Origin of the sequence: Agromyces aerolatus, from assembly GCF_031432255.1 — a bacterium.
In the GTDB taxonomy this organism is placed as follows: Bacteria; Actinomycetota; Actinomycetes; order Actinomycetales; family Microbacteriaceae; genus Agromyces.
Genome location: NZ_JAVKGQ010000006.1, coordinates 74,654 through 99,049 on the forward strand (window position 1 = coordinate 74,654; position 24,396 = coordinate 99,049).

Consider the following 24,396-nt stretch of genomic DNA (forward strand, 5'->3'; position numbering starts at 1 on the left):
GCGATGCGAAAGATTTCCAGTGTTCCTGCAGCCCTTGTCCCGCTGGCCGCAGCCGGCGCCGTGCTCATGCTCTTCAGCGGGTGCACGTCCGAACCGCCGATCGAGCCCCCTGGGCGCGCGAGCGTCGGCGAAGCGACGAAGTGCCCCGGCGAGTTCCTGCACTCGCTGGCCAATCAGCGAACTGCCGCCGGGGCCGGCGTCGAGGTCGTCGAAGACGACACTTCGGCCGCATTCGACGAGTTCGATGCCGACGGGCGGGCGTGCATCGCGAAGCTGTCGGGCAACCGGACGTTGCCGTCCGGCGCCCCGGAGCCCGATGAGTTCGTCGCGCTGTACGAAGGCGAACGCGCGGAGTCCATCACGGCCCAGCTCGAGTCGCTCGGCTTCGCTGCCTCCGAACGCGGGATCTGGCGTCGAGACGGAGAGCTCTTGAGCATCCGTACCGAGCCGGCGCCGCGCCTCGGCATCGAAGGTGATGCGACCTTCACGCTGGTGTCCGTGATGGACTCTGAAGAGCTCGCGGATATCCGCGTGCCGCGCTAGCTTCGGCCGTTGGCGCCCGGAATCAAGATCGTCCGGAGGTGGTCGAGCGCCTTGTGCGCCGCCTTGAGATCGGCGTTCGAGAGCGCGTCGAGCAGCAGCTCCTGTCCCTTGGCCAGCGTCTCGATGTCGACCCAATCCGGCAGGGTGACGCTGCCGAGCCGGATGACGTGCTGGACCGACTCGATCGTGCGGTACAGCGGCTGGTTCGACGTGAGGTTCGTCAGCGACGTGAAGAACTCGAAGTTCTCGAGTGCCACCTTGCGCGCGTCGGCGGACTTCACCGCATTGCGGAAGGCCGTCGCGTGCTGCTTCATCTGACGCAGGACCTTCGCCGGAACCTTCGCGTCGATCTCATCGATGAGCACGCGCATCAGGCCGCCCCACACGATGGTGTAGTCCCGGACGGTCTCGGGCGAGATCACGGCGACTCGCGTGAACCGATTCGGCTCCGCCTCGACGACGCCCAGGGTTCGCAACTTCTGGAGCGCTTCGCGCACGGGCGTTCGGGAGATGCCGAGCTCTCGAGCCAAGGCGACGTCGTTGATCCGCTCCCCCGGCTCGAACCTGCCCGCGTGGATGGCGGCGAGGAGTTCGTTGTACAGATTCTCACCCACCGTCTGGCGGGAGGTCGAAATGCTGATCTCACGTGCGACAGCTGCTGCAGTATCCATACGGACAAATATAGCGGTCGTCAGTACGTCGGATGCCGATTCGGCGCGTCATTCGCCCCGATTGAGGCAATCTTCCTCACATTGTTACTCATATTCTGGTCGTTCGGCCCCATCGGGCGACTCCCCCGTGTGCATCTTGTGCGTGTGGAAGGGCGCCTCGAACTCACGGTCGGCCCGGTCAGCCGGGCCGGCCGCATCGCGCAGGTGCAGCGGCCCGAGCGACTCCCTGCCGAAGAGCTCGACCTTCGCGGTCGCGACCGATCGCCCGAGCTGATTGATCGAGAACATGTTCACCTCCCGCTCAGGATCCCAGGCGAGGTTCAGGTCGACTCCGGTGCGGGCGTCGGCCTCATCCTCGAAACTCATCTCGATGACCTGCACCTGCCCCTCGGGCGATCGCAGCCGAGTGACCGTGAGCACCGCGTCGGCGAGGGCGAGCGCGGGCACATGCGGAGCATCCGGCGAATTGAACCGGGCGTTCCTCCCATCCCACCGGATCGCCCAGCCCTCGCCGGCATCGGTCACCCGCGGGCGCGACGACGGGACGATCGAGCCGTGCGCGAACGCGCCGTCCCGGCTGTCGTCCCCACCAGCCCAGGTCTTCCGAGACGGCGTCGAGAGCCAGCCCCGCAGTCGCCCGTCCGCCAGGGGCCTCCCACGCTCGATCAGCTTCCACCGCCAGGTCACGCGCTGATGCTCCGCGCTCGGCGCGTCCGTGACGGCCTCGACGAGGAGTTCGCACCACATCGCTCCGAGCGCTGGGATCGCCGGCGGGAGTCCATGCCACTCCAGCACGAACGATTCGAGCACGAAGCACCGCGCGACCCCGGTTCCGCCCGCGCCGTGCGCCCCCAGAGCCGAGCCGAGCCGGTACACCTCGAACACGACCATCGTGGAGAGCTCGATGCCGCCGGGACGCACCTGCCCGAGCGCTCCCGGCACGCACACGTCCGCGCGCAACGCGTCGGCGCCGACCGTCTCCCAATCGGCCAGGAGGAGGTCGCCTTCGAACTTCTCGCAGTCCGAACTCCGCTTCATCACGTCAGCTCCCAACGGGTCTCGGTGCATCACGTCCGCGGCCGACGGCGAGCGAGCGCGCAGCTCGGACCGGATCGGCATCGAGATATTAATACGTCGGCAATCGTACTTCGTGTCCGGGGCATGCGCGCCCGATCTATCGCGCTGCATACACCCCAGGGCCAAGCGACGGCCGAGCGCTCGACGCGACCGCGACCTCCTGCCACAATGACTCCGAACCTGACATGTCCTCAGGAACTGTTCCGCACATGAGTCACCGCGACGACCTCACCGGCAGCCCCGATCCGAACGGAGCACGTGCCTCGACGGGAGCTGCCGCATCCCCTCCCCCGGTCGAGCCGGTCCCGGTCCGTCACATCATCGCGTGGGGGCTGTGGGACTGGGGATCCGCCGCGTTCAATGCGGTGGTCACGACATTCGTGTTCACGATCTACCTCACCGGACCCGCGTTCGGCCCGGAACGCACAGTCGAGCCCGAACTCGGTTGGGCGCTCGCCCTTGCGGGACTCGCGATCGCCCTGTTCGCGCCGATCTCCGGTCAACGCGCCGATGTCACCGGCCATCGCAAGCTCTGGCTGGCCGTCAACACCGGGCTCGTCGTCACGCTCATGCTGACCATGTTCCTCGTGCAGCCCGAGCCCGCCTTCCTCCCCCTCGGCATCGTGCTCGTCGCCGTCGGCAGCGTCTGTTTCGAGTTCGCCAGCGTCAACTACAACGCCATGCTCACCCAGGTCTCGACCCCCGCCACGGTCGGGAAGGTGTCCGGGCTCGGATGGGGCATGGGCTACGTGGGCGGGATCGTGTTGCTGGTCCTGCTCTACTTCGGACTCATCCAGCCAGCGGTCGGACTCTTCGGCGTCACCGACGAGCACGGACTCGATGTCCGGGTCGCCATGCTCATCGCCGGCGTCTGGTTCGGGATCTTCGCGATCCCGGTCCTCGTGGCCGTGCCCGGGAACGCGGCCGCCACGCCGCGGCGCGATCGCCGTCGCACCGGTATCCTCGCCTCCTACGCCAAACTCGGGCGCGACATCGCGCGCCTCTGGCGCACACAGCCCGACACGGTCCGGTTCCTGGTGGCCAGCGCCGTGTACCGCGACGGGCTCGCGAGCGCATTCACGTTCGGCGGAATCCTCGCATCGACGGTCTTCGGCTTCACCCCCGGCGAGGTCATCGTGTTCGCGGTGGTCTCGAACATCGTCGCGGGCGCCTCGACGATCGCGGTCGGCATCCTCGACGATCGTCTCGGCGCGAGACTCGTCATTCTCGTCGCGCTCGCGGGCCTGATCGTCAGCGGGCTCACGATGTTCCTGTTTCACGGGGGCGGGAAGCCGGCCTTCTGGCTCACGGGTCTCGCGATCAGTCTCTTCGTGGGTCCGGCGCAGTCGGCGAGCCGGAGCTTCTTCGCCCCGCTCATCCCCGAGGGGCATGAAGGCGAACTCTTCGGCCTGTATGCGACGACGGGACGCGCCGTCAGCTTCCTTGCGCCGGCGGCCTTCGCGATCGCGGTGACGATCGGCGGCGCGCCGTACTTCGGCATCATCGGGATCGTGCTCGTCGTGGCCATCGGATTCGGGCTGATGCTCAGGGTGGGGCGCACGCGTTCACGCGCCAGACGGACGCCATCCACATGCGAGTGACGTCGCGCCGACCACGGGGATGAATCGGCTAGCATGCTCGGCATGAATACTACTGTCCACGCACCGGTCCGTGATGTCCTGACCGCAGCGCCGGTGCCACGACCTCCAGGCCCGAGTGGGCCGGGCCCGACACGGAATGGCGCGGATGAGTTCTGGGCGGGACTTCCGGCGACACTCACGACGTCCGCGCTCGCACGGATCCTCCGAATCAACGAGGACACGACGCTCCGGCGCTTGGCCGACGGGCGGCTCCCCGGGTACCGGCTCACCATCTCGTCCTGGCTGGTCTTCCGAGACGAACTGCGTGCACACCTCAACGCGTCGAGCAACCGCGTTCCGCGGGACACGTCGACGCCCGACGTGCTCGCGGACTTCGATGAGGTCCTCGGCTATCGAGATCTCATGCTCCTGCTCGGCAAGAGCAAGCCGACCGTCTACGCGTGGCTGCAGGCCGGCACCATCCCGGGCTACTTCCTCGATGGCCGGTGGATCATCTACCGCCATGAGCTCCGCGTCGCGCTCGATGCGGTGCGCAACGGGCCGCGCGAGACCTCCTGATCCGACCCTGACGCCGCCGGCCGGCGACCGACGGTGCCGACCCGACTACCGGCGCGGGGTCCATCCGAACTGGAGGGGCCCGGCGAAGGCGGCGCGCTCCGCGTCCGCCTCGGCCGACCATCCCTGTGCCTGACCGATCGTGTCGAATGCGCCCCGCGCCACCCGGAATCCCACGTCCTCATGATGCATGCGCGGCGCACCTCCCCGACGTGTCGATGCCCGCGCACTCCAGGCGTCATCGGCGAAGCCACCACCCCGGAAGACACGGTACGAGTCGTATCGTGCCGGGTCGAGGTAGTCCCAGCACCACTCCCAGACATTGCCGATCATGTCGAACACGCCGTTGAGGTTCGGCAGCTTGAGGCCGACCGCCTGGGGGCCCGTCACACCGTCAGCACTGGTCCAGGCGATCTCGGCGAGTGGTCCGTAGTGCGGGCCCGTCGAGCCCGCGCGGCACGCGAACTCCCATTCCGCCTCGGTCGGCAGCCGATAGCCGTCGGCATCGAGGTGCCAGCTGACCTCCTCACCGTCATAGGCGTATGCGGGCTCGAGACCTTCCCACTCCGAAGCCGCGTTGCAGAACCTGACCGCTCGCAGCCAGCTGACCGCGGTCGCGGGCCGACGTGAATGGCCCGCGCCCTCCCCCAGCAACTCGGCCAGTTGTTCCTGTGTCACCGCGAACACGCCGATCTCGAACGGCGCGAGCTCGACGACGCGTCGTTCCTTGCGGCGGGCGTCGTGCAGCGTGACGGATCCGGCCGCGATCGTCGTCATCTCGATGTCCGTCACCCGAGCAGTCTTCCAGAGCCGGGTGCACTCGCGCGCGCGCAGCCGCGCTCGCGAAGCGACCGCAACAGAACGGGGGTGCGCCGGCCTCATCGGCCGACGCACCCCCGTCAATGCTGACGTGACTCAGCCGCGCTGGCCGAGCGCCCCGCGACGACGTGCCACGATGAGCGCACCCGCGCCCAGAAGCAGCACGAGGAGCGCGGCCGCCACCGGCAGGACCGGCGACACACCCGTCGAGGCGAGCGACGAACCAGGCGTGCCGGCAGGGGCCGCCGCGGCCGTGATGGTCACGGTCGTGGAGGCGGCCGCACCGGTCGCGCCGTTGATCGTCTGCGTCGCGGTGATCGCGGTCTCGCCGACCGCGAGCGGCGACGTGAGCTCGAAGGACCAGGCGCCGTTCTCGACGACGACCCAGCCGGCGGACGTGCCGCCGACGAAGACCTCGAGCGTCGCACCGTCGATGCCGGTGCCCGTCACGGTCTTGGGGGCGGCGTCCTGAGCCCAGCTTCCGCCGTTCTCGGGTGCGGTGATGACCGGAGCGACCGGCGCGACGGCGAAGTCCGACTGCGCGACGGGCGAGGGCTCCTCGTCGCCGGCCCGGAACTGCACCGCGGTGACCGAGTACACGCCGTAGCCGAGCTCGGCGTCGACGCTCCAGGTGCCCGAGGCGGACACGTCGGCCGTGCCCTCGACCGCGCCCGAGAGCTCGACGGTGGCGCCGGGCTCACCCGTGCCGGTGATCTCGGTGAGCTCGGTCTCGACGCTCGTGCCGTTCGCGGGCGAGGTGAAGACCGGCGCCGCGAGCGGCGCGAGCTGCACGTCGAAGGCGAACGACGTGACGGCGGAGCTGTCGAAGCCGCGCGTGGCGACCACGTCATACGAGACCGGGCCGACCTCGCCGGGTGCGGCGAACGCCCAGTTCCCGGCCGCGTCGATCGCAACCTCGAACGGCTCACCCGAGTCGGGTGTCACCTCGAGCACCGTGTCCGCGGGGCCGGTGCCGGTGATGGTTCCGCCCGTGTAGACCTCGCCGCCGTCGGCGGGACCGGTCAGGATCGGAGCGTCGAGGTAGAGCGCGACCGTGTAGCCGTCGGTGTACGACAGACTGTTCTGCAGGTCCGCGGCGAAGGTGTACTCGACACCGGTCTGGCTCGTGCCGCCACCCGAGAGGATGCCGACCGCGCGGTCGCCCTGGATGATGGCGCCGCCCGAGTCACCGTGGTCCGAGGTGAGCACGTTCATGAAGCCGTAGACGTAGCGGTTGCTGACCTCGGCCCACGCGTTCACGACCTCGACCGTGCCGGAGGTGAACCCGGTGGTGCGACCGCTCTTGGAGACCTCAGCGCCGACGGCGGCCTGACCCACCGAGCGCACGGGGATGGTCGAGGCCGCGAGGTCCTCGCTCTCCGCGGTCGTCCAGTCGGTGACCTCGGGCAGGAGGTCGAGGCCGGGGTTCGCGACGTCCCACACCGAGATGTCGATGCTGCTGTAGTCGTCCTCGGCGCCGGCACTGTTGCCGGGCCCGCCGTACTGGGAGAAGGCGAGGTCGGCGAGCAGGCCGATGACCTCGACGTCCTCGTTGTCGACCGCGCCGCCGCCGGCGGGGTCGCCGGTCGGGAGCGTCCGTCCGCTGAGCGAATTCTCGCCGTCGGCGGTGCAGTGGCCAGCGGAGATGATCGCGGGGTCGCCTTCGGGGCTCCAGCCGGTGAAGCCGACCGAGCACAGCCCGCCGCTCGTCGCCTCGGGGTCAGCGACCGCGAGGTACCCGGCGCCGCCGACGACCTCGTTCTCGGCGTACGCGGTGAGCGGTGCGTCGAGGTACTTGACCACGACGTTGTCGAGCGACTGCACGCGCGCGCGGATCTGCTCGTCCTCGATCTCCTCGATGGGCGCGGTGGTGTAGATCACCACGTTGCCGTCGGCGTCTTCTCCGACGACCTGCACCTCGTCAGCGCCGAGCGCGTCCTTCGCGAACGCCTCGAACGCGACTCCGTCGAGCGGTGCGCTCGTTCCGTCTTCCGCGACCGCCGAGGTCGCGAACACACTCGTCATTCCCACCGCGACCATGGCGCCGACCGTGAGGTAGGCGAGCGGCTTTCTCATTCGTTTCGTCATGTACTCCGGGTTCCTTGTCCGAAGGCTGAGGAATCCCGTTGCGCGTTCCATGACTGGAACCGGTCCCCCCAAACCGGGACGAGCCTATCCACTTTGTGAATGATCTGAAAGTTCATGTCACAAAATCGCGAGATGTTCACGTCGCGAGCCCGCGGCTCGCCCCGCCGCGGCTTGCAGCGATCGCCCGCTCCTGATCGGATGGTGGAATGCGTACGTCCCGACTCCTGGCCCTCGGCACACTCGCCGCCGCGGTGGCGACCACTCTGCTCGCCGGCTGTGCGAGCGTCGGCTCGGGCGACGCCTCGCCGGCCGAGCCGCACTCGTCGCCCCCGCCGAACGCGCAGCCAGCCGACCCCATCGGCACCTGGACCAGCGACGACGGCAACGCCTGGCTCACCTTCGAGGCCGCGGAGTTCACCGGCGACGAGGGATGCAACGCCGTGAAGGGCACCTACCTGCTCGACGGTGACGCCATCGTGTTCACGCCCGGACTCATGACGAGGATGGCGTGTCCCGGTGTGACCCTCTCGTTCCGCACGCTCACGAGCGCGGTCATCGACGACGACCGGATGACCGTCTACGACGCCGAGGGCACCGAGCTCGTCGTCCTGACCCGCAGCTGAATCGCGGTCGAGCACCAGGGCGCGGGCGCCTCGGGCGAACCACGGACGCCCGCCCCGGGCATGCCCGGCCTACGCCTCCTCGCGCTGCTGCCGGTCGCGGTAACGCTCGAGCCGTCGCCCCTCCGCGGGCATGCCGAGCTCGTTGTACGGCCCCTCGACGTCGCGCTCGGGCAGCCGCTCGCTCGTCGGGCAGATGAGGATCACATTGCCCGAGTGCTGGGCGAACCCGTGCTCGAACATCGGATGGCCGCACACGGGGCACGGCGCATCGTCGGCGGGCGGCTGCGGCGGGCCCTCGCCCGACGGCCCAGGTGCCGACTCGAAGACCGGCGTCAGCGCCCGGTCGACCCGGTCGAAGAAGTGGGTGAACGCGTTGCCGTCGTTTCGGCGGCTCGCTTCGTCGCGTGCCATGGGCCGGATGCTACGCCCGAGACGGCCGCCCCGCCACCATCCGGACCCGGCCGGGCTGGCACGGTCGGCTCGATCATTGGCAGCCGGCCCTCCGGTTCGAGCAGCGGGCGCTCCGTAGGCTGTGACGCATGACGGACGCCCCGCACGCAGCCGAGACCCGCCAGACGACCCTCATCACCGGAGGCAGCCGAGGCATCGGCGCCGCGATCGCCGAACGGCTCGCGGCCGCCGGCCACGATCTCGTCCTCACCTTCCGGAACCGCCGGGGCGAGGCCGAAGCGGTCGCCGAGGAGTGCCGCGCGCTCGGCGCCCGCGTCGAGCTGCTGCAGGTCGACCTCGCCGACCTCGAACAGACGGCGCGGGTCGTGCCCGACGCCATCGGCCTCCTCGGCGGGCTGACCGGGCTCGTGAACAACGCCGGCATCACCGGCCGGATCAGCGGGTTCCTCGAGATCCCGATCGAGGAGTCCGAGCTGGTGTTCCGGGTGAACGTACTCGCGCCCATCGTGCTCACGCGCGCCGCGATCGAGCACATGTCGACCGATCGCGGCGGCATCGGAGGCTCGATCGTGAACATCTCGTCGAGCGCAGCGTCGACCGGCGCGCCCGACACCTATGTGCCGTACGCCATGAGCAAGGGCGCGATCAACGTGCTCACGCTTGGGACCGCGCGCGAGTTCGCGAGCGCAGGGGTCCGCGTGAACACCGTGACGCCCGGGACGACCTTCACGGAGATCCACGCGGCCGCGGGACGGCCCAACGCGCCCGAGGAACGCGCCTCTCGGATCCCGATGCAGCGCGCGGGGTACCCGCACGAGATCGCCGGTGCCGTCGCCTACCTGTTCTCGGCCGAGGCCTCGTACACGACCGGCGCCGACATCAGGGTCGCGGGCGGACACTGACGGCGCGTCGGCGCCGGCGCCGTCACGACTCGCCGAATCCCGACTCCGCGAGGCCGGCGATGGCCTCGACGGCGTGCTCACCGGCCGGGTCTTCGGTGGCGACCTCGATCTCGGCGCCCTGGTTCAGCCCGAGTGCCATGATCGCCAGCAGGCTCCGCGCATCGACCCCGTTGACGGTCACGCGCTGCGGGAACTTGGACGCGAGCTTGACGAGCTCGGCCGCGGGCCGCGCGTGCAGCCCGTCGGCGTTGACGAGCGTGACGGTGCGCCTGAGGGCCGGCTCGCCGCCCTCGCGAACGGATGCCTCGCCGGCGACCCCTGCCCCGCCATCCCGTGCCGTCGCGCCAGCCGCCGTCGACGCCGCGCGCGCCACCTCGCCGAGCGAGCCGCCCGCCTCGGCGGCGACCGCCGCGGCCACGCCGCCCTCGACGAGCGGCGCATCGACGAGCCGTACCCGGGCGCGCTGTGCGTCGTCGAGGAACTCGAGCGCGGTCTCGGCGGTGAGGATCGCGGACCCCAGGTCGCACAGCACGATCGCACCCGCGCCGGTGTCGGCCTCGGCGATCGCCGCACTCACCCGGTCGAAGCTCGTGCCGATCCGGCCGTCGTCGGTCCCGCCGGCCGCGGCGAGCACGACCGTGGGCGCCATCTGGCGCGCTAGATCGACGAGGCCGTTCGCGATCGACTCGGAGTGCGAGACGAAGACCACTCCGACGCGCCCGCCCGCCTCAGCCATCGAGCGCCCCGGCTGCGTCGGCCGCGGTGCGGAGGAGGTACGCGGTCGACTGCGCGCCCGGGTCCCGATGCCCCGCCGAACGCTCGCCCAGGTAACTCGCCCTTCCCTTGCGCGCCACGAGCGGCTCGGTGGCGGCCGCACCGGCTGCGGCAGCCTCCGCCGCTGCCGCGAGCACCTCGGCGGCTGACGATCCGGCGGCTGCCGAGGCATCCGCCGCGTCGACCGCGGGTGACCACGCATCGACCATCGTCTTGTCGCCCGGCTCAGCCTTCCCGCGCGCGACGATCCCGTCGCGCGCGGCCGTGAGCAGACGCGCGACGGCCGCGCCGTCGAGCTCGGCCTCGCCCGCGACCGCCGTCGAGGCGCGGAGGTAGGCCGTGCCGTACAGGGGTCCGGCGGCGCCGCCGACGGTCGAGATGAGCGTGGTCGCGACGAGCTTCAGCACGTCGGCCGGTGTGGCGTCGTCGGCCACGCCGTCGAGCTTCGCGAGCACGGCGCTGAACCCGCGATCCATGTTCTCGCCGTGGTCGCCGTCGCCGATCTCCCGATCGAGGGTGATCAGCTCGACGCGGTGCTCGTCGATGACGGACGCACTGCGGCGCACCCATTCGAGCGCCCACGCCGTGCCGAGCGTGTCGCCTCCCGCCATCAGCGGCCCCACCGCAGGGCCGGCGTCTGCACGGGAGCGTCCCAGAGCTCGGTCAGCTCGTCGTCGAGCTTGAGCAGTGTGAGCGAGAACCCCTGCATCTCGAGCGAGGTGATGTAGTTCCCGACCAGTGAGCGGCCGACCTCGATGCCGAGCTCGCCGAGGCGTTCCGCGGCACGACGGTAGGCGATGTACAGCTCGATCTGCGGCGTGCCGCCCATGCCGTTGACGAACAGCAGCACGCGATCTCCCGACGTGAACGGCAGATCCTCGACGACGGGTGCGAGCATCCGGTCGACCAGCGCGTCGGCCGGCTCGAGCTTGATCCGCTCGCGTCCGGGCTCGCCGTGGATGCCGATGCCGACCTCGACCTCGTCGTCGGCGAGCGTGAAGCTCGGCTCACCGGCATGCGGGACCGTGCACGGCGTGAGCGCGAGCCCCATCGATCGCGCGTTCGCGTTGACCCGCTCCGCGATCGAGGCGACCTGATCGAGCGTGTCCCCGCGCTGGGCTGCGGCACCGGCGATCTTCTCGACGAGCACCGTCCCGGCCACGCCGCGACGCCCCGCGGTGTAGAGCGAGTCCTTGACCGCGACGTCGTCGTTCGTGACGACGGCGCGCACCTCGATGCCGTCGGCCGCGGCCAGATCGGCGGCCGTCTCGAAGTTGAGCACGTCGCCCGTGTAGTTCTTCACGATGTGCAGCACGCCCGCTCCCCCGTCGACGGCCTTCGTCGCCGCGAGGATGGGGTCGGGTGTCGGCGACGTGAAGACGGCGCCGGGCACCGCCGCGTCGAGCATGCCGTAGCCGACGAACCCGGCGTGCAGCGGTTCGTGCCCGCTGCCGCCGCCGCTGACCAGGCCGACCTTGCCGGTCACCGGAGCGTCCGCCCGCACGACGAAGATGGGGTCGGTCTCGACTCGCACGAGGTCGGCGTGGGCGATGGCGAAGCCGGCGACCGACTCGTCCACCACGCGCTTCGGATCGTTGATGAGCTTCTTCACGGGGCATCCCTTCGCTCGGCTGCCCGCGGAGCCGCGCGTCGTTGCCCGGCCTCGGGTCAGCATCCACCGCCAACCTACGCCCGACCCGCCGTCCGGGGTAAGGGCCCCGGCGGAACTCGCCGGATTCAGGAAACGGAGCCGCAGTACCAGCTGAGGCGGAGTTCCGCGTGGCTGTTCCCAGGGGATGCTCAGCTGAGTATGGTGGGCCATATCTCGCTGTGGTGGGAGACCCCATGGCTCAATGGAGAGGATGGAACCCTCGTGGAATTGAACCTCGGCCTCATTTTCCTATCGGAGCTGGTCGGCACCGCGATGCTGGTGCTGCTCGGTTGCGGCGTGGTCGCCAACGTCGCGCTCATTCGCAACAAAGGGTTCGGCGGCGGGTTCTTGATGGTGAACTTCGGCTGGGGCCTCGCGGTCTTCGCCGGTGTGATCGTGTCGTACGCGTCGGGGGCGCACATCAACCCGGCGGTGACGCTCGGCCTCGCCGTCAATCTGCTCGGGAAGGGCGAGACCGACTTCCAGCCCGGGATCCCGATCGACTTCCTGTCGATCATCACCTACATCGGCGCACAGCTGATCGGCGCGATCCTCGGTGCGGTCATCGCCTGGCTCGCCTACAAGCAGCACTTCGACGAGGAGCCCGAGCCCGCCAACAAGCTCGGCGTCTTCTCGACCGGTCCCGCGATCCGCTCCTACGGCTGGAACCTCGTCACCGAGATCATCGGCACGTTCGTGCTGGTGTTCGTCATCCTCGGATTCAGCTACGGCGGGACTCCCGCCGAGCTCGGCGCCCTGCCCGTGGCCCTGCTGGTCGTCGGTATCGGTGCCTCCCTCGGTGGCCCGACCGGCTACGCGATCAACCCGGCACGTGACCTCGGCCCGCGCATCGCGCACGCGATCCTGCCGATCAAGGGCAAGGGCGGGAGCGACTGGTCGTACTCGTGGGTTCCGATCGTCGGCCCGATCATCGGCGGTCTGATCGCCGGATGGGCGGCGCTCGTACTGCTGCCGGTACTGGCGTGAACGAGAGGGCGGGGCTTCGAAAGCCCCGCCCTTCGTCGTTCAGGCAAGCCCCCTAGGTTGGAAACAGCACACTCCGGCGCCGAGCCGTTCGTGGACGGCCCGCGTCGACCCGATTGAGAGGAAGTCATGGCCGACTACATCCTGGCGATCGACCAGGGCACCACCAGCACGCGCGCGATCATCTTCGACAAGAAGGGATCGATCATCGCGAGCGGTCAGCTCGAACACGAGCAGATCTTCCCGAAGGCCGGGTGGGTCGAGCACGATCCGCTCGAGATCTGGAACAACACGAGGCAGGTGATCGGCGAGGCGCTCGGCAAGGCCGACCTGACCCGGCACGACATCGCGGCGGTGGGCATCACCAACCAGCGTGAGACCGCCGTGGTGTGGGACAAGAACACCGGCCAGCCGGTCTACAACGCGATCGTCTGGCAGGACACGCGCACCCAGCCCACCGTCGACCGGCTCGCGGCCGACGGCGGCGTCGAGCGGTTCAAGCAGATCGTCGGCCTGCCGCTCGCGACCTACTTCTCGGGCACGAAGATCGTCTGGATCCTCGAGAACGTCGACGGCGCTCGCGAGAAGGCCGAGGCCGGCGACCTGCTGTTCGGCACGACCGACAGCTGGGTGCTCTGGAACCTCACGGGCGGCACCGATGGCGGCGTGCACGCGACCGACGTCACGAACGCGAGCCGCACGCTCTTCATGGACCTCGAGACGCTCTCCTGGCGCGACGACATCCTCGACGTGTTCGGCGTGCCCCGCTCGATGATGCCCGAGATCAGGTCGTCCTCCGAGGTCTACGGCACGGTCGAGCCGTCGAGCCTGCTGCGTGAGGTGCCGGTCGCCGGCATCCTCGGCGACCAGCAGGCCGCGACGTTCGGCCAGGCGGCGTTCGACGAGGGCGAGTCGAAGAACACCTACGGCACGGGCAACTTCCTCATCTTCAACACCGACACCGAGATCATCCACTCGAAGAACGGCCTGCTGACGACGCTCGGCTACAAGCTGGGCGACGCTCCGGCGCACTATGCGCTCGAGGGGTCGATCGCGGTCACGGGCTCGCTCATCCAGTGGTTGCGCGACAACCTCGGGCTGATCTCGAGCGCACCCGAGGTCGAGGAGCTCGCCAAGTCCGTCGAGGACAACGGCGGCGCGTACTTCGTCCCGGCGTTCTCCGGCCTGTTCGCGCCCTACTGGCGGCCCGACGCGCGCGGCGCGCTCGTCGGTCTCACCCGCTACGTGAACAAGGGCCACATCGCGCGGGCCGCGCTCGAGGCCACGGCGTTCCAGACGCGTGAGGTGCTCGACGCCGTGAACGCCGACTCGGGTGTCGAGCTCACCGAGCTCAAGGTCGACGGCGGCATGATCGCGAACAACACGCTCATGCAGTTCCAGGCCGACATCCTCGGTGTGCCGGTGGTCCGCCCCGTCGTCGCCGAGACGACCGCGCTCGGCGCGGCCTACGCGGCCGGCCTCGCGACGGGGTTCTGGGCCAACCTCGACGACCTCCGCGCCAACTGGCAGGAGGACCGCCGCTGGGAGCCGCAGATGGACGAGGCCGAACGCGACCGGCAGATCCGGCTCTGGAAGAAGGCCGTCACGAAGACCTTCGACTGGGTCGACGAGGACGTCAGCTGACCGGCTGAGTCTCAGATCAGCGGATGCCTCGTGCCGACCTCGGCACGAGGCATCCGCCGTTCGTTGGTCGAGTGAGCTACGCGCCAGGGAGCGTATCGAGACCCCGCAACCGGTCTCGATGCGCTTCGCTACTCGACCAGCGAGGACGTCAGGCGCGCGTCGCGGCCACCCACTCGTCGAGCTTGCGCGCCGCAGCCCCCGAGTCGATCGCCTCGGCCGCGACCGCGAGCTGCTCGCGGAAGCGGTCGAGGATGGCGCGCTGGAACTGCGACGGGTCCTTCGCGAGGTCGAACGCGACGAGCCCGGCCGCGGCGTTCAGCAGGACGATGTCGCGCACGGCGCCCTCGGCGCCCGAGAGCACCCGGTGCACGATCGCGGCGTTGTGCGCAGCGTCGCCGCCCTGGAGGTCTTCGATGCTCGCGCGGCTGATGCCGAGGTCGCGCGGGTCGAGGTCGTGCTCCTTGACGGTGCCGCCGGACACCTCCCAGATGTGGCTGTGACCGGTCGTGGTGAGCTCGTCGAGGCCGTCGTCGCCGCGGAACACGAGCGCCGTCGCCCCGCGCGTCTGGAACACGCCCACCATGAGCGGCACGCGGTCGAGATGGGCGACCCCGACCGCGGAGGCCTCGGGGCGCGCCGGGTTGCAGAGCGGCCCGAGGAAGTTGAAGACGGTGGGCACGCCGAGCTCGGCGCGCACCGGGCCGGCGTTGGCGAATCCGGGGTGGAACGCCGCCGCGAAGGCGAAGCTGATGCCCGTCCGTTCGAACACCTCGGCGACCCGTTCGGGCGGGAGCGTGAGGTCGACGCCGAGCGCGCGCAGCACATCGGAGGAACCCGACGACGAGCTCGCGGCCTTGTTGCCGTGCTTCAAGACCGGGACCCCGGAGGCCGCGGCCACGACCGACGCCATCGTCGACACGTTCACCGTGCCGAAGCGATCGCCGCCGGTACCGACGATGTCGAGCGCCATGGGGTCGACCGGCAGCGGCACCGCGTGCTCGAGGATCGCGTCGCGGAACCCGACGATCTCGTCGACCGTCTCCCCTTTGAGCCGGAGCGCGACCAGGAACGCGGCCAGTTGGGCCTGCGTCGCACGCCCCGTCATGACCTCCTCCATGCCCCACGCGGCATCCGACACGCTGAGGTTCTCGCCGTTCATGAGCGACGTCAGAATGGCGGGCCAGGTGGGTTGCGAGGTCATGCGATCGATCCTAACCGCCGTATTCACGGTGGATTCCCGGCCCCGCCACAGGCCACTCGCGGCTTGTCCCGAATGTCAAGACCGACACAGGTTGCGGCCATGACGAAAACTCACCCGCCGAATCGGCCATAATGGGTGATTGTGACGAGCACCTCATTGACTTCTCAGGCGAGCGCGCCGCTGATCAAGCGTCCGAATACCGTCGCGGTCGGCACGATCGTCTGGCTGGGCAGCGAGGTGATGTTCTTCGCGGGCCTGTTCGCGATCTACTTCACGCTGCGTGCGACCTCCCCCGAGCTGTGGGACTTCGAGGCGGGCCGCCTGAACTTCCCGTTCGCGCTCGTGAACACGCTCATCCTCGTGGCCTCGAGCTTCACCTGTCAGTTCGGCGTGTTCGCCGCCGAGCGGATGCAGCCGTACATGACCGGCAAGTGGTGGCAGGTCGGCAAGTGGGGCATGGTCGAGTGGTTCTTCCTGACCTTCGCCATGGGCTCGGTCTTCGTCGCCGGCCAGATCTGGGAGTACGCGCAGCTCGTCCACGAGGGCATCGCGATCGACTCGAACGCCTACGGCTCGGCGTTCTACCTCACGACCGGCTTCCACGGTCTGCACGTCACAGGCGGTCTCATCGCCTTCCTCCTCGTCATCGGCCGTGTCTTCGCGGTCAAGCGATTCGGTCACCGCGAGGCGACGAGCGCGATCGTGGTGTCGTACTACTGGCACTTCGTCGACGTCGTCTGGATCGGTCTCTTCCTCGTCATCTACGTCCTCAGATAGCCGCGTCAGGAGCTTTCCCCCAGCATGCCCGTGAACAGGAAGAGACCCATGAACCGCCAGAAGCGCTCCGGACGCCGGCACCCGCTCGCCACCGTCGCCCTGCTCGCGCTCGGCCTCGTCTTCACCGGCGGTGCCTACGCGGCGCTCAGCTCGGGCACCGTCGCCCAGGCCGAGGCCGACCCGACGTCGCAGCAGACGATCGAGGAAGGCAAGAAGCTCTTCCAGGCCAACTGCGCCACCTGCCACGGCCTCGACGCCGAGGGCACCGGCACCGGTCCCAGCCTCATCGGCGTGGGCGCCGCCGCGGTCGATTTCCAGGTCGGCACGGGCCGCATGCCCATGCAGATGCAGGGCCCGCAGGCGCTGCAGAAGCCCGTCCAGTTCACCGACACGCAGGTCAAGCAGCTCGCGTACTATGTCGCCTCGCTCGGCCCCGGCCCCGACATCCCCGCCGACCACCTCGTCAACGGCGGCGGTGACGCTGCGAACGGCGCCGAGCTGTTCCGGATCAACTGCGCGATGTGCCACAACGTGGCGGGCGCCGGTGGCGCGCTCACCGAGGGCAAGTTCGCCCCGCCGCTGGCGGGCGTCGAGGGCGTGCACGTCTACGAGGCCATGGTGACCGGCCCGCAGAACATGCCGGTGTTCAACGACCTGAACATCTCGCCCGAAGACAAGCGGGACATCATCACCTACCTGAAGTACATGGATGACAACGGCTCGCCCGGCGGCTTCCAGCTCGGCTCGCTCGGCCCGGTCGCGGAGGGTTTGTTCATCTGGATCTTCGGCCTCGGCGCGGTCGTGGCCATCACCGTGTGGATCACGGCGAAGTCCAACTAGCGCACTCGGCATCGAAGAAGTTTCACGAAGGAGAACCATGGCCCACGACGACACCAGCGGCACGGACCTCGTCGCCGCGGACTCGTCACACGCGGCACACCCCACCGCGTCGCCGGGTACCGCGGTCATCGCCACGGACGCGTTCGAGAACCCCGGGTTCCCGCCGCACCGCCCGCGCGTCACCGATGAGAACCCGAAGCGTGAGAAGCGCGCACAGCGCACGGTCTACACGCTCTTCTACCTGTCGATCCTCGGCAGCGTCTGGGCCATCGCCGCGTACATGCTCTTCCCGATGGAGGGCAACGACGTCGGCGCGGTCCGCCTGAACAACATGTTCTTCGGGCTCGGCGCGACGCTCGCGCTGCTCGGCATCGGCTTCGGCGTCGTGCACTGGGGCAAGGCCGTCATGACCGACGTCGAGCTCGTCGACGAGCGCCACCCGATCGGCGGCTCCGCCGAGACGCAGGCCGCGGCCGTCAAGGTCTTCCAGGACGCCGATCGCGAGTCGGGCTTCACGCGCCGCTCGGTGATCCGCAACAGCCTCATCGGCGCGCTCATCGCGTTCCCTCTGCCCGCCGTCGTGCTCTTCCGCGGCTTCGCCCCGCAAGACGAGCTCCCGGTCGAGCTGCTCAGCCACACGATGTGGCAGAAGGGTACGCGCCTCGCGCTCGACCCGTCGGGCGCGCCCATCAAGGCGTCCGACGTCACGATCGGCAGCGCGTTCCACGTCATCCCCGAGGGCCTCCAGGACATGGGCCACGGCCGGCTCGAAGAGAAGGCCAAGGCAGCCGTGCTGCTCATGCGCCTCAACCCGACCGAGCTCAACGAGCTGCCCGAGCGCGCCGACTGGTCCTACAACGGCATCGTCGCCTACTCGAAGATCTGCACGCACGTCGGTTGCCCGGTCGCGCTCTACGAGCAGCACACGCACCACCTGCTCTGCCCGTGCCACCAGTCGCAGTTCGACGTCGCGAACCACTGCGAGGTCATCTTCGGCCCGGCCGCACGGCCGCTCCCGCAGCTGCCGATCACGGTCGACGACGAGGGGTACCTCGTCGCGCAGAGCGACTTCACCGAACCCGTCGGCCCGAGCTTCTGGGAGCGCAGTTGAGCACCGCAACCACCAACACGCCGCAGAAGCGGTCGTTCACGGCGTCAGCTTCCGTCTACGTCAACGAACGCACCAGCATCGCGGGCTTCGTCAAGGAGCTGGGCCGCAAGGCCTTCCCCGACCACTGGTCGTTCCTGCTCGGCGAGGTCGCCCTCTTCAGCTTCATCGTGGTGCTCATCACGGGCACGTTCCTGACGTTCTTCTTCCAGGCGTCGATGGCCGAGGTGCACTACGAGGGCTCGTACGTGCCGCTGAAGGGCGTCGCGATGTCGGTCGCGATGTCCTCGACGCTCGACATCTCGTTCGACATCCGGGGCGGGCTCTTCGTCCGCCAGATGCACCACTGGGCGGCGCTGCTGTTCGTCGCGGCGATCGGCCTGCACATGCTGCGCATCTTCTTCACGGGTGCGTTCCGGAAGCCCCGCGAGTTCAACTGGGTGATCGGCTTCGTGCTCTTCATCCTCGCGATGGCCGAGGGCTTCACGGGCTACTCGCTCCCCGACGACCTGCTCTCGGGCAACGGCCTCCGCATCATCGACGGCATGATCAAGGGCATCCCGCTTATCGGGACCTGGACCTCGTTCCTGCTGTTCGGCGACGAGTTCCCGGGCACCGCGATCGTCGGGCGTCTCTATACGCTGCATATCCTGTTGCTGCCGCTGATCATCCTCGCGTTGATCGCGCTGCACCTGGTGTTCGTCGTCGTGCACAAGCACACGCAGTACGCGGGCCCGGGCAAGTCGGCGCAGAACGCGGTCGGCCCGCCCATCCTCCCGGTGTACGCGGCCAAGGCCGGCGGCTTCTTCTTCATCATCTTCGGGGTGATCGCGCTCATCGCGTCGCTGTTCACGATCAACCCGATCTGGAACTACGGTCCGTACGACCCATCCCCCGTGTCCGCGGGAACCCAGCCCGACTGGTACATCGGCTTCGCCGACGGTGCGCTGCGTCTCGTGCCGCCGCACTGGGAGTTCGTCTGGCTCGACCGCACGTGGTCGTTCAACATCATCGTGCCGCTCGTCGTGCTCGGCGGGTTCATCGTGACGGTGCTGATCTACCCGTTCATCGAGGCGTGGATCACGGGCGACAAGCGCGAGCACCACATCGCGGACCGTCCGCGCAACGCCCCGACCCGCACCGCGATCGGCGCCGCGGGTGTCACGTTCTACGCGGTCCTGTGGGCGGCGGCGAGCTCGGACCTCATCGCGACCCACTTCATGTTGACCATGGAGGGCGTGATCCATGCGCTCCAGGCCATGCTCATCTTCGGGCCGATCATCGCCTACTTCATCACGAAGCGCGTCTGTATCGCGCTGCAGAAGAAGGACCGCGAGATCGTGCTGCACGGCTACGAGTCCGGCCGCATCGTGAAGCTGCCGGGCGGCGAGTTCATCGAGGTGCACCAGCCGCTCGACGAGTACGACCGCTGGCGCCTCGTGAGCTACGAGAGCTACGCACCGCTCATGATCCGCCCGAACGCTCGCGGCAAGATCAGCGCCGGCCAGCACGTGCGCGCGGCACTCTCGCGCTGGTTCTTCGAGGACCGCATCGCTCCGGTCTCCCGCGGCGAGCTCGAGGCCTCGCACCACGACGCACACCACGGCGAGGTCGAGGGCACGAAGCACTGACCGGACCAACCGAAGCTCGGGCACCGCGAGCCTCGTCGATCGATTCGACCTGGCTGCGGTGCCCGAACTGTCTCCAGAATCTCGAGCAGGTCGCCGAGCGCACGTTCGGCTGCGCGAACGGTCACCGGTTCGACCAGGCGAGGCACGGCTACCTGACGCTCCTCGACCCGAGAGCACCAAAGACGATCGGCGACGACCGCGCGATGCTCGACGCGCGCGCACGACTCCTCGCCACCGGTGCGTACGCACCGATCGCCCGCGCGGTGGCCGATGCCGTGGAGAATGCAATCGACGGTCCCGAACGGGCTGACGGCGCGGCGGCCGCGCCAGGAGGCGGCAGGCCCGCGGGAACGGCGCACACCCATGACGGCCCGCCGCACACCCGAGCGGGACACACGCATGATGGCCAGTTGCACGCCCGACCGGCGCACGCGCACGACGGCCGGGTGCGCGGCAAGCCGAGGCACACGGGTCCCGACGAGGACCGGCCCGACCGAGTCGGGCACTCCCCCGCGGTCCGGCGCGGCCCGACGTTCTCCGTGGCCGACCTCGGGTGCGGAACCGGCTATTACGCCGAATCCCTCGTGGAGCGGGTTCCGGTCGCACGCCTCCTCGCGGCCGACCGCTCGCCCGACGCCGTACGTGCGACGCTGCGCGCGCTGACCGACCGGGTGCCGACGACAGGGATCGTGCTCGACCTCTGGCGCCCCCTCCCGCTGCGCGACGCCTCGGCCGACGTGCTGCTCGACGTCTTCGCCCCACGCAACCCACGGGAGTATGCCCGCGTGCTCAGGCCGGGCGGCGCACTCATCGTCGTCGTTCCTACCGCCGCTCACCTCCTCGGGCTTCGCGAGTCCGCCGGCATGCTCGACATCCCCGGCGGCAAGGACGTACTCGTCACCGAACAGTTCGCCGCAGTGGGCCTCCAGGTCGCGTCTGCTGCGCGCGTCGAGTACGTCATCGAATCGGATGCCTCGACGCGCACGCTCATCGCGGGAATGGGGCCTGCCGCGCATCACCACCAGCCGGACGGCGAGGGCTCCCCCGCGGCACGCGCCGGCACCGAGGCATCCGTCACCGGCACTCGCGCCGACTCGACGCCGGTGACGGTCTCGGTCGACGTACTCACCTTCCAGAAGCCCTGATCCTCCCGCGCCACGTCCGACCTCCCGCGCCACCCCTGCGCTCCCGCGCCACCTCTGCGCTCCCGCGCCACCTCTGCGCTCCCGCGCCACCTCTGCGCTCCCGCGCTAGGCATGACGTATCGCGCCACGCACGACGGTCGCAGCTGGCGGCCGTCACAGCGGGCGCGATCCAGGGCACCGCGCACAGCCGACATGCGAAGAGGGGGCCCGGCGCGATGCGCCGGGCCCCCTCGCGACGTGCGTCAGCGGGCGAAGTTGCCGCGGTAGTACTCGTAGACCCAGCCGACGAGCGCGATGAGCGTGATCGGTACCGCGATGAACGCGATCCAGACGCCCACGGCGAGGCCGAGGAAGCCGAGCGCCGCACCGGCCGCGAGGGCGATCGGCCACCAGCTCCAGGGGCTGAAGAAGCCGAGCTCGGGGTCGCCGTCATCGATGTTGGCGTCGAGCCGGTCCTCGGGCAGCTGCCCGCCCTGCGCCTTGTGCACGCGTCCGAGGTAGAACGCGATGAAGGCGGAGAGCACACCGGCCAACGTGATCGCGACCGTGCCGACCCACTCGATGAGGTGGTCGTCGACGCCCTCGAGGTAGCTCCAGATCGTGTAGATGATCGCGGCGAGGAAGAAGAAGACCGCGAGCAGCCAGAACAGGACGACATTGGCGCGCATCTACTTGACTTCCTTCGTTGCAGCGTCGTAGGTGGGTGCGTCGGGCGCGTCCTTGGCCGGACCGATGCCGACCGGGATGCCGGCCTCGGGGTGGTTGAGGTCGAACGCCGGGGACTCCGAGCGGATGCGCGGGATCGACGTGAAGTTGTGCCGCGGCGGCGGGCAGCTGGTCGCCCACTCGAGCGAGCGGCCGTAGCCCCACGGGTCGTTCACGGTGACCTTCGGAGCGCGCCGGGCCGTGAGGTAGACGTTCAGGAAGAACGGGATCAGCGAGATGGCGAGGATGCCCGCGCCGATCGTCGAGACCTGGTTCATCCACGTGATGTTGTCCTCCGGCAGGTACGAGTAGTACCGGCGAGGCATGGCCACGACGCCCAGCCAGTGCTGGATCAGGAACGTCGTGTGGAAGCCGATGAACAGCAGCCAGAAGTGCCACTTGCCGAGCGTCTCGTTCAGCATCTTGCCGGTCCACTTCGGCCACCAGAAGTAGAAGCCGGCGAACATGGCGAACACGACCGTGCCGAACACCACGTAGTGGAAGTGCGCGACGACGAAGTACGTGTCGGAGACGTGGAAGTCGAGCGGCGGGGAGGCGAGGATGACGCCCGTGAGGCCACCGAAGACGAACGTGATGAGGAAGCCGAGCGACCAGAGCAGCGGCGTCTCGAACGTGATCGAGCCGCGCCACATCGTGCCGATCCAGTTGAAGATCTTCACACCCGTTGGAACCGCGATCAGCATCGTCATCAGCGCGAAGAACGGCAGCAGCACCGAGCCCGTGACGTACATGTGGTGCGCCCACACCGTGACCGAGAGCGCCGCGATGGCGATGGTCGCGTAGATGAGCGTCTTGTACCCGAAGATCGGTTTGCGGCTGAAGACCGGGAAGATCTCGGAGACGATGCCGAAGAACGGCAGCGCGATGATGTACACCTCTGGATGGCCGAAGAACCAGAACAGGTGCTGCCACAGGATGACCCCGCCGTTGGCTGGATCATAGACATGCGCCCCGAAGATGCGGTCGGCACCGGCCGCGAGGATCGCGGCGGCGAGCACCGGGAAGGCCATCAGCACGAGGATGGAGGTGACGAGCGTGTTCCACGTGAAGATCGGCATCCGGAACATGGTCATGCCGGGCGCACGCATCGTGATGATCGTCGTGATGAAGTTCACGGCGCCGAGGATCGTTCCGAAACCGGAGAGACCGAGGCCGAGCATCCAGAGGTTTCCACCTATCCCTGGTGAGAACGTCGTCGATGCCAGTGGTTGATAGGCGAACCAGCCGAACGACGCGGCGCCCTGCGGGGTGAGGAAGCCGGCGACCGCCATCAGCGAGCCGAAGTTGAACAGCCAGTACGCGAACGCGTTCAGCCGCGGGAACGCCACGTCGGGCGCGCCGATCTGCAGCGGCATGAGCACGTTCGCGAAGCCCGCGAACAGCGGCGTCGCGAACATGAGCAGCATGATCGTGCCGTGCATCGTGAAGAGCTGGTTGTACTGCTCACGCGTCTGCACGATCTCGAGCCCGGGCTCGAACAGCTGGGCGCGGATGATCAGCGCCATCACGCCGCCGATGCAGAAGTAGATGAACGACGTGATCAGGTACATGTACCCGATGACCTTGTGGTCGGTCGAGGTCACCCATCTGACGAGGATGTTGCCCTTACGCTCGACCTTCGAACCGCCGAGGGGCGGCGGAGCGGCCTGGGGACGAGCCGGTGCGGTCGTGGTGCTCATTCGCCTTCGTGCTCCTCTTTCAGCTCGGGCGCGCCCTTGCCGGGCAAGTTCTGGTTGCGGTCGTACTCGCTGGACAGCTGGCCTTCGTTGCCGGCGTCGCGCAGCGAGTCGATGTACGCGTCGTACTCGGACTGGGAGACGACCTCGACGTTGAAGAGCATGAGCGAGTGATACTCACCGCAGAGCTCGGCGCACTTGCCGGCGTAGGTGCCTTCGCGCTCGGTCGTGAGCGACATGTAGTTGGTCTTGCCGGGGAACATGTCCTTCTTGTAGAGGAAGTCCACGACCCAGAACGAGTGGATCACGTCGCGCGACTCGAGCTCGATCTCGATGTTCGCGTTCACCGGCAGGTAGAGCGTGGGGAGCTCGGACTGCACGAGCGAGCCCTTGGGCCCCTCCTCGTCGAGCTGGCCCTGGATACCCGCCGAGTACACGTCTTCGTTGACGTAGTTGAAGTCCCAGGCCCACTGCTTCGCGATGACCTCGACCTTGACGTCGATGTCCTCCTCGGCGAAGCGCTGCTCGATCGCGGCCTGGTCGCGCGCGGTGAACGCGAAGAACCCGAGCACGAGGATGAGCGGCACGATCGTGTAGAAGACCTCGATCGGCATGTTGTACCGCAGCTGCACGGGCAGACCGGTCTGGCCGCGACGACGCCGGTACGCGATGACCGCCCAGATCGTGAGGCCCCAGGTGATCACGCCGACGACGAGCAGCACGATCCACGACGTGACCCACAGGCCCGAGATGCGCTCGGTGTGGTTCGTGACCGGCGGCTGGCCCTCCTCGAATCCCGGCAGGAACCCGTTCAGCTGGGCCTGCGTGCAGCCCGCGAGAACGAGGCTTAGTGTCGCTGCGATCGGGACAGCAGCCCATCGGAGACGGCGATTGTGGCGCACCGGTGACCTTTCGGGAGACTCGAAGGCGCTTCACAGTGAAGCGCGGT

At 68.9% G+C, this 24,396-nt stretch carries 24 protein-coding genes and 1 pseudogene; 13 read left to right on the top strand and 12 right to left on the bottom strand.

Features of this window, described 5'->3' with window-relative positions; genetic code table 11:
• The first annotated feature begins 3 nt into the window (after positions 1-3).
• Complete coding sequence (locus RH864_RS09680; protein WP_310517338.1) at positions 4-543, top strand: hypothetical protein; 540 nt, start codon at positions 4-6, stop codon at positions 541-543.
• On the opposite strand, the gene RH864_RS09685 is transcribed toward RH864_RS09680, so the two are convergent.
• Positions 540-1,214 carry a GntR family transcriptional regulator gene (locus RH864_RS09685; RefSeq protein WP_310517339.1) on the bottom strand — a complete coding sequence of 225 codons (675 nt, stop codon included), beginning with the start codon at positions 1,212-1,214 and terminating at the stop codon, positions 540-542. The genes RH864_RS09680 and RH864_RS09685 overlap by 4 nt on opposite strands.
• A gap of 84 nt (positions 1,215-1,298) precedes the next feature.
• Positions 1,299-2,252 carry a hypothetical protein gene (locus tag RH864_RS09690; RefSeq protein WP_310517340.1) on the bottom strand — a complete coding sequence of 318 codons (954 nt, stop codon included), beginning with the start codon at positions 2,250-2,252 and terminating at the stop codon, positions 1,299-1,301.
• Positions 2,253-2,500: 248 nt separating this feature from the next.
• Here RH864_RS09690 and RH864_RS09695 point away from each other — a divergent pair, with 248 nt between their 5' ends.
• Together RH864_RS09695 and RH864_RS09700 are read left to right on the top strand one after the other, a co-directional pair.
• Complete coding sequence (locus RH864_RS09695) at positions 2,501-3,892, top strand: MFS transporter (RefSeq protein ID WP_310517341.1); 1,392 nt, start codon at positions 2,501-2,503, stop codon at positions 3,890-3,892.
• A gap of 234 nt (positions 3,893-4,126) precedes the next feature.
• Positions 4,127-4,450, top strand: a complete 324-nt coding sequence (locus RH864_RS09700; RefSeq protein WP_310517342.1) for a helix-turn-helix domain-containing protein — start codon at positions 4,127-4,129, stop codon at positions 4,448-4,450.
• Positions 4,451-4,495: 45 nt separating this feature from the next.
• Here the strand turns inward: RH864_RS09700 and RH864_RS09705 are convergent, their stop codons facing one another.
• Both RH864_RS09705 and RH864_RS09710 read right to left on the bottom strand, forming a co-directional pair.
• Entirely contained in the window at positions 4,496-5,224 is a 729-nt protein-coding gene (locus RH864_RS09705; RefSeq protein WP_396129961.1) for a formylglycine-generating enzyme family protein, read from the bottom strand.
• Positions 5,225-5,362: 138 nt separating this feature from the next.
• Positions 5,363-7,354, bottom strand: coding sequence for a S1 family peptidase (locus RH864_RS09710; protein ID WP_310517344.1), 1,992 nt, complete (start codon positions 7,352-7,354; stop codon positions 5,363-5,365).
• Positions 7,355-7,560: 206 nt separating this feature from the next.
• Here RH864_RS09710 and RH864_RS09715 point away from each other — a divergent pair, with 206 nt between their 5' ends.
• The gene (locus tag RH864_RS09715; protein ID WP_310517345.1) at positions 7,561-7,977 is read left to right on the top strand and encodes an META domain-containing protein; all 417 of its coding nucleotides are present in this window, start codon (positions 7,561-7,563) and stop codon (positions 7,975-7,977) included.
• Positions 7,978-8,046: 69 nt separating this feature from the next.
• On the opposite strand, the gene RH864_RS09720 is transcribed toward RH864_RS09715, so the two are convergent.
• Positions 8,047-8,388 carry a hypothetical protein gene (locus RH864_RS09720; protein ID WP_310517346.1) on the bottom strand — a complete coding sequence of 114 codons (342 nt, stop codon included), beginning with the start codon at positions 8,386-8,388 and terminating at the stop codon, positions 8,047-8,049.
• A 128-nt stretch (positions 8,389-8,516) separates the two neighbouring features.
• Here RH864_RS09720 and RH864_RS09725 point away from each other — a divergent pair, with 128 nt between their 5' ends.
• The gene (locus tag RH864_RS09725; protein WP_310517347.1) at positions 8,517-9,290 is read left to right on the top strand and encodes an SDR family NAD(P)-dependent oxidoreductase; all 774 of its coding nucleotides are present in this window, start codon (positions 8,517-8,519) and stop codon (positions 9,288-9,290) included.
• A 22-nt stretch (positions 9,291-9,312) separates the two neighbouring features.
• On the opposite strand, the gene dhaM is transcribed toward RH864_RS09725, so the two are convergent.
• Genes dhaM through dhaK form a run of 3 tightly spaced genes read right to left on the bottom strand, consistent with a single transcriptional unit; the run spans position 9,313 to position 11,676 of the window.
• Positions 9,313-10,026: a dihydroxyacetone kinase phosphoryl donor subunit DhaM gene (gene dhaM, locus RH864_RS09730; RefSeq protein WP_310517348.1), complete on the bottom strand. Its 714-nt coding sequence runs from the start codon at positions 10,024-10,026 to the stop codon at positions 9,313-9,315.
• Entirely contained in the window at positions 10,019-10,675 is a 657-nt protein-coding gene (gene dhaL, locus RH864_RS09735; protein ID WP_310517349.1) for a dihydroxyacetone kinase subunit DhaL, read from the bottom strand. Before dhaL ends, dhaM begins: the two co-directional genes overlap by 8 nt.
• Positions 10,675-11,676: a dihydroxyacetone kinase subunit DhaK gene (gene dhaK, locus RH864_RS09740; RefSeq protein ID WP_310517350.1), complete on the bottom strand. Its 1,002-nt coding sequence runs from the start codon at positions 11,674-11,676 to the stop codon at positions 10,675-10,677. Before dhaK ends, dhaL begins: the two co-directional genes overlap by 1 nt.
• 267 nt (positions 11,677-11,943) lie before the next feature.
• Between dhaK and RH864_RS09745 the strand changes: the two genes are divergently transcribed.
• Positions 11,944-12,702 carry an MIP/aquaporin family protein gene (locus RH864_RS09745; RefSeq protein WP_310517479.1) on the top strand — a complete coding sequence of 253 codons (759 nt, stop codon included), beginning with the start codon at positions 11,944-11,946 and terminating at the stop codon, positions 12,700-12,702.
• Between the two features lie 126 nt (positions 12,703-12,828).
• Positions 12,829-14,343, top strand: a complete 1,515-nt coding sequence (glpK, locus tag RH864_RS09750; protein ID WP_310517351.1) for a glycerol kinase GlpK — start codon at positions 12,829-12,831, stop codon at positions 14,341-14,343.
• Positions 14,344-14,491: 148 nt separating this feature from the next.
• On the opposite strand, the gene trpD is transcribed toward glpK, so the two are convergent.
• Complete coding sequence (gene trpD, locus RH864_RS09755; protein ID WP_310517352.1) at positions 14,492-15,544, bottom strand: anthranilate phosphoribosyltransferase; 1,053 nt, start codon at positions 15,542-15,544, stop codon at positions 14,492-14,494.
• A gap of 141 nt (positions 15,545-15,685) precedes the next feature.
• Here trpD and ctaE point away from each other — a divergent pair, with 141 nt between their 5' ends.
• The 6 genes and pseudogenes from ctaE to RH864_RS09780 all read left to right on the top strand — a co-directional run bounded on the left by ctaE (position 15,686) and on the right by RH864_RS09780 (position 21,045).
• Entirely contained in the window at positions 15,686-16,321 is a 636-nt protein-coding gene (ctaE, locus tag RH864_RS09760) for an aa3-type cytochrome oxidase subunit III (RefSeq protein ID WP_310517353.1), read from the top strand.
• 48 nt (positions 16,322-16,369) lie between these two features.
• Positions 16,370-17,161: a cytochrome bc1 complex diheme cytochrome c subunit gene (gene qcrC / locus RH864_RS09765; protein WP_310517354.1), complete on the top strand. Its 792-nt coding sequence runs from the start codon at positions 16,370-16,372 to the stop codon at positions 17,159-17,161.
• Positions 17,162-17,198: 37 nt separating this feature from the next.
• The gene (gene qcrA / locus RH864_RS09770; protein WP_310517355.1) at positions 17,199-18,272 is read left to right on the top strand and encodes a cytochrome bc1 complex Rieske iron-sulfur subunit; all 1,074 of its coding nucleotides are present in this window, start codon (positions 17,199-17,201) and stop codon (positions 18,270-18,272) included.
• Positions 18,269-19,900 (top strand): cytochrome bc1 complex cytochrome b subunit, encoded by a 1,632-nt coding sequence (gene qcrB, locus RH864_RS09775; RefSeq protein WP_310517356.1) that lies wholly within the window; start codon positions 18,269-18,271, stop codon positions 19,898-19,900. Before qcrA ends, qcrB begins: the two co-directional genes overlap by 4 nt.
• Before the next feature lie 53 nt (positions 19,901-19,953).
• A pseudogene (locus RH864_RS19210) lies at positions 19,954-20,052 on the top strand (putative RNA methyltransferase); the annotation flags it as partial.
• Between the two features lie 258 nt (positions 20,053-20,310).
• Positions 20,311-21,045: a class I SAM-dependent methyltransferase gene (locus RH864_RS09780; protein WP_310517357.1), complete on the top strand. Its 735-nt coding sequence runs from the start codon at positions 20,311-20,313 to the stop codon at positions 21,043-21,045.
• A gap of 242 nt (positions 21,046-21,287) precedes the next feature.
• On the opposite strand, the gene RH864_RS09785 is transcribed toward RH864_RS09780, so the two are convergent.
• From RH864_RS09785 to ctaC, 3 genes are read right to left on the bottom strand one after another with little or no spacing between them, the layout of a single operon-like run.
• A complete protein-coding gene (locus RH864_RS09785) occupies positions 21,288-21,713 on the bottom strand; it encodes a cytochrome c oxidase subunit 4 (protein WP_310517358.1) in 426 nt (141 codons plus the stop codon).
• A complete protein-coding gene (gene ctaD, locus RH864_RS09790) occupies positions 21,714-23,450 on the bottom strand; it encodes an aa3-type cytochrome oxidase subunit I (protein ID WP_310517359.1) in 1,737 nt (578 codons plus the stop codon).
• Positions 23,447-24,349: an aa3-type cytochrome oxidase subunit II gene (ctaC, locus tag RH864_RS09795; protein ID WP_310517360.1), complete on the bottom strand. Its 903-nt coding sequence runs from the start codon at positions 24,347-24,349 to the stop codon at positions 23,447-23,449. Before ctaC ends, ctaD begins: the two co-directional genes overlap by 4 nt.
• Positions 24,350-24,396 lie beyond the last annotated feature (47 nt).

Excerpts from the sequence above, each read along its gene's own strand:
- RH864_RS09680 (WP_310517338.1), top strand. The coding sequence starts at position 4 with ATGCGAAAGATTTCCAGTGTTCCTGCAGCCCTTGTCCCGCTGGCCGCA.
- RH864_RS09685 (WP_310517339.1), bottom strand. The coding sequence starts at position 1,214 with ATGGATACTGCAGCAGCTGTCGCACGTGAGATCAGCATTTCGACCTCC.
- RH864_RS09690 (WP_310517340.1), bottom strand. The coding sequence starts at position 2,252 with ATGAAGCGGAGTTCGGACTGCGAGAAGTTCGAAGGCGACCTCCTCCTG.
- RH864_RS09695 (WP_310517341.1), top strand. The coding sequence starts at position 2,501 with ATGAGTCACCGCGACGACCTCACCGGCAGCCCCGATCCGAACGGAGCA.
- RH864_RS09705 (WP_396129961.1), bottom strand. The coding sequence starts at position 5,224 with ATGACGACGATCGCGGCCGGATCCGTCACGCTGCACGACGCCCGCCGC.
- RH864_RS09710 (WP_310517344.1), bottom strand. The coding sequence starts at position 7,354 with ATGACGAAACGAATGAGAAAGCCGCTCGCCTACCTCACGGTCGGCGCC.
- RH864_RS09715 (WP_310517345.1), top strand. The coding sequence starts at position 7,561 with ATGCGTACGTCCCGACTCCTGGCCCTCGGCACACTCGCCGCCGCGGTG.
- RH864_RS09720 (WP_310517346.1), bottom strand. The coding sequence starts at position 8,388 with ATGGCACGCGACGAAGCGAGCCGCCGAAACGACGGCAACGCGTTCACC.
- RH864_RS09725 (WP_310517347.1), top strand. The coding sequence starts at position 8,517 with ATGACGGACGCCCCGCACGCAGCCGAGACCCGCCAGACGACCCTCATC.
- dhaM (WP_310517348.1), bottom strand. The coding sequence starts at position 10,026 with ATGGCTGAGGCGGGCGGGCGCGTCGGAGTGGTCTTCGTCTCGCACTCC.
- dhaL (WP_310517349.1), bottom strand. The coding sequence starts at position 10,675 with ATGGCGGGAGGCGACACGCTCGGCACGGCGTGGGCGCTCGAATGGGTG.
- glpK (WP_310517351.1), top strand. The coding sequence starts at position 12,829 with ATGGCCGACTACATCCTGGCGATCGACCAGGGCACCACCAGCACGCGC.
- trpD (WP_310517352.1), bottom strand. The coding sequence starts at position 15,544 with ATGACCTCGCAACCCACCTGGCCCGCCATTCTGACGTCGCTCATGAAC.
- qcrC (WP_310517354.1), top strand. The coding sequence starts at position 16,370 with ATGAACCGCCAGAAGCGCTCCGGACGCCGGCACCCGCTCGCCACCGTC.
- qcrA (WP_310517355.1), top strand. The coding sequence starts at position 17,199 with ATGGCCCACGACGACACCAGCGGCACGGACCTCGTCGCCGCGGACTCG.
- RH864_RS09785 (WP_310517358.1), bottom strand. The coding sequence starts at position 21,713 with ATGCGCGCCAATGTCGTCCTGTTCTGGCTGCTCGCGGTCTTCTTCTTC.
- ctaD (WP_310517359.1), bottom strand. The coding sequence starts at position 23,450 with ATGAGCACCACGACCGCACCGGCTCGTCCCCAGGCCGCTCCGCCGCCC.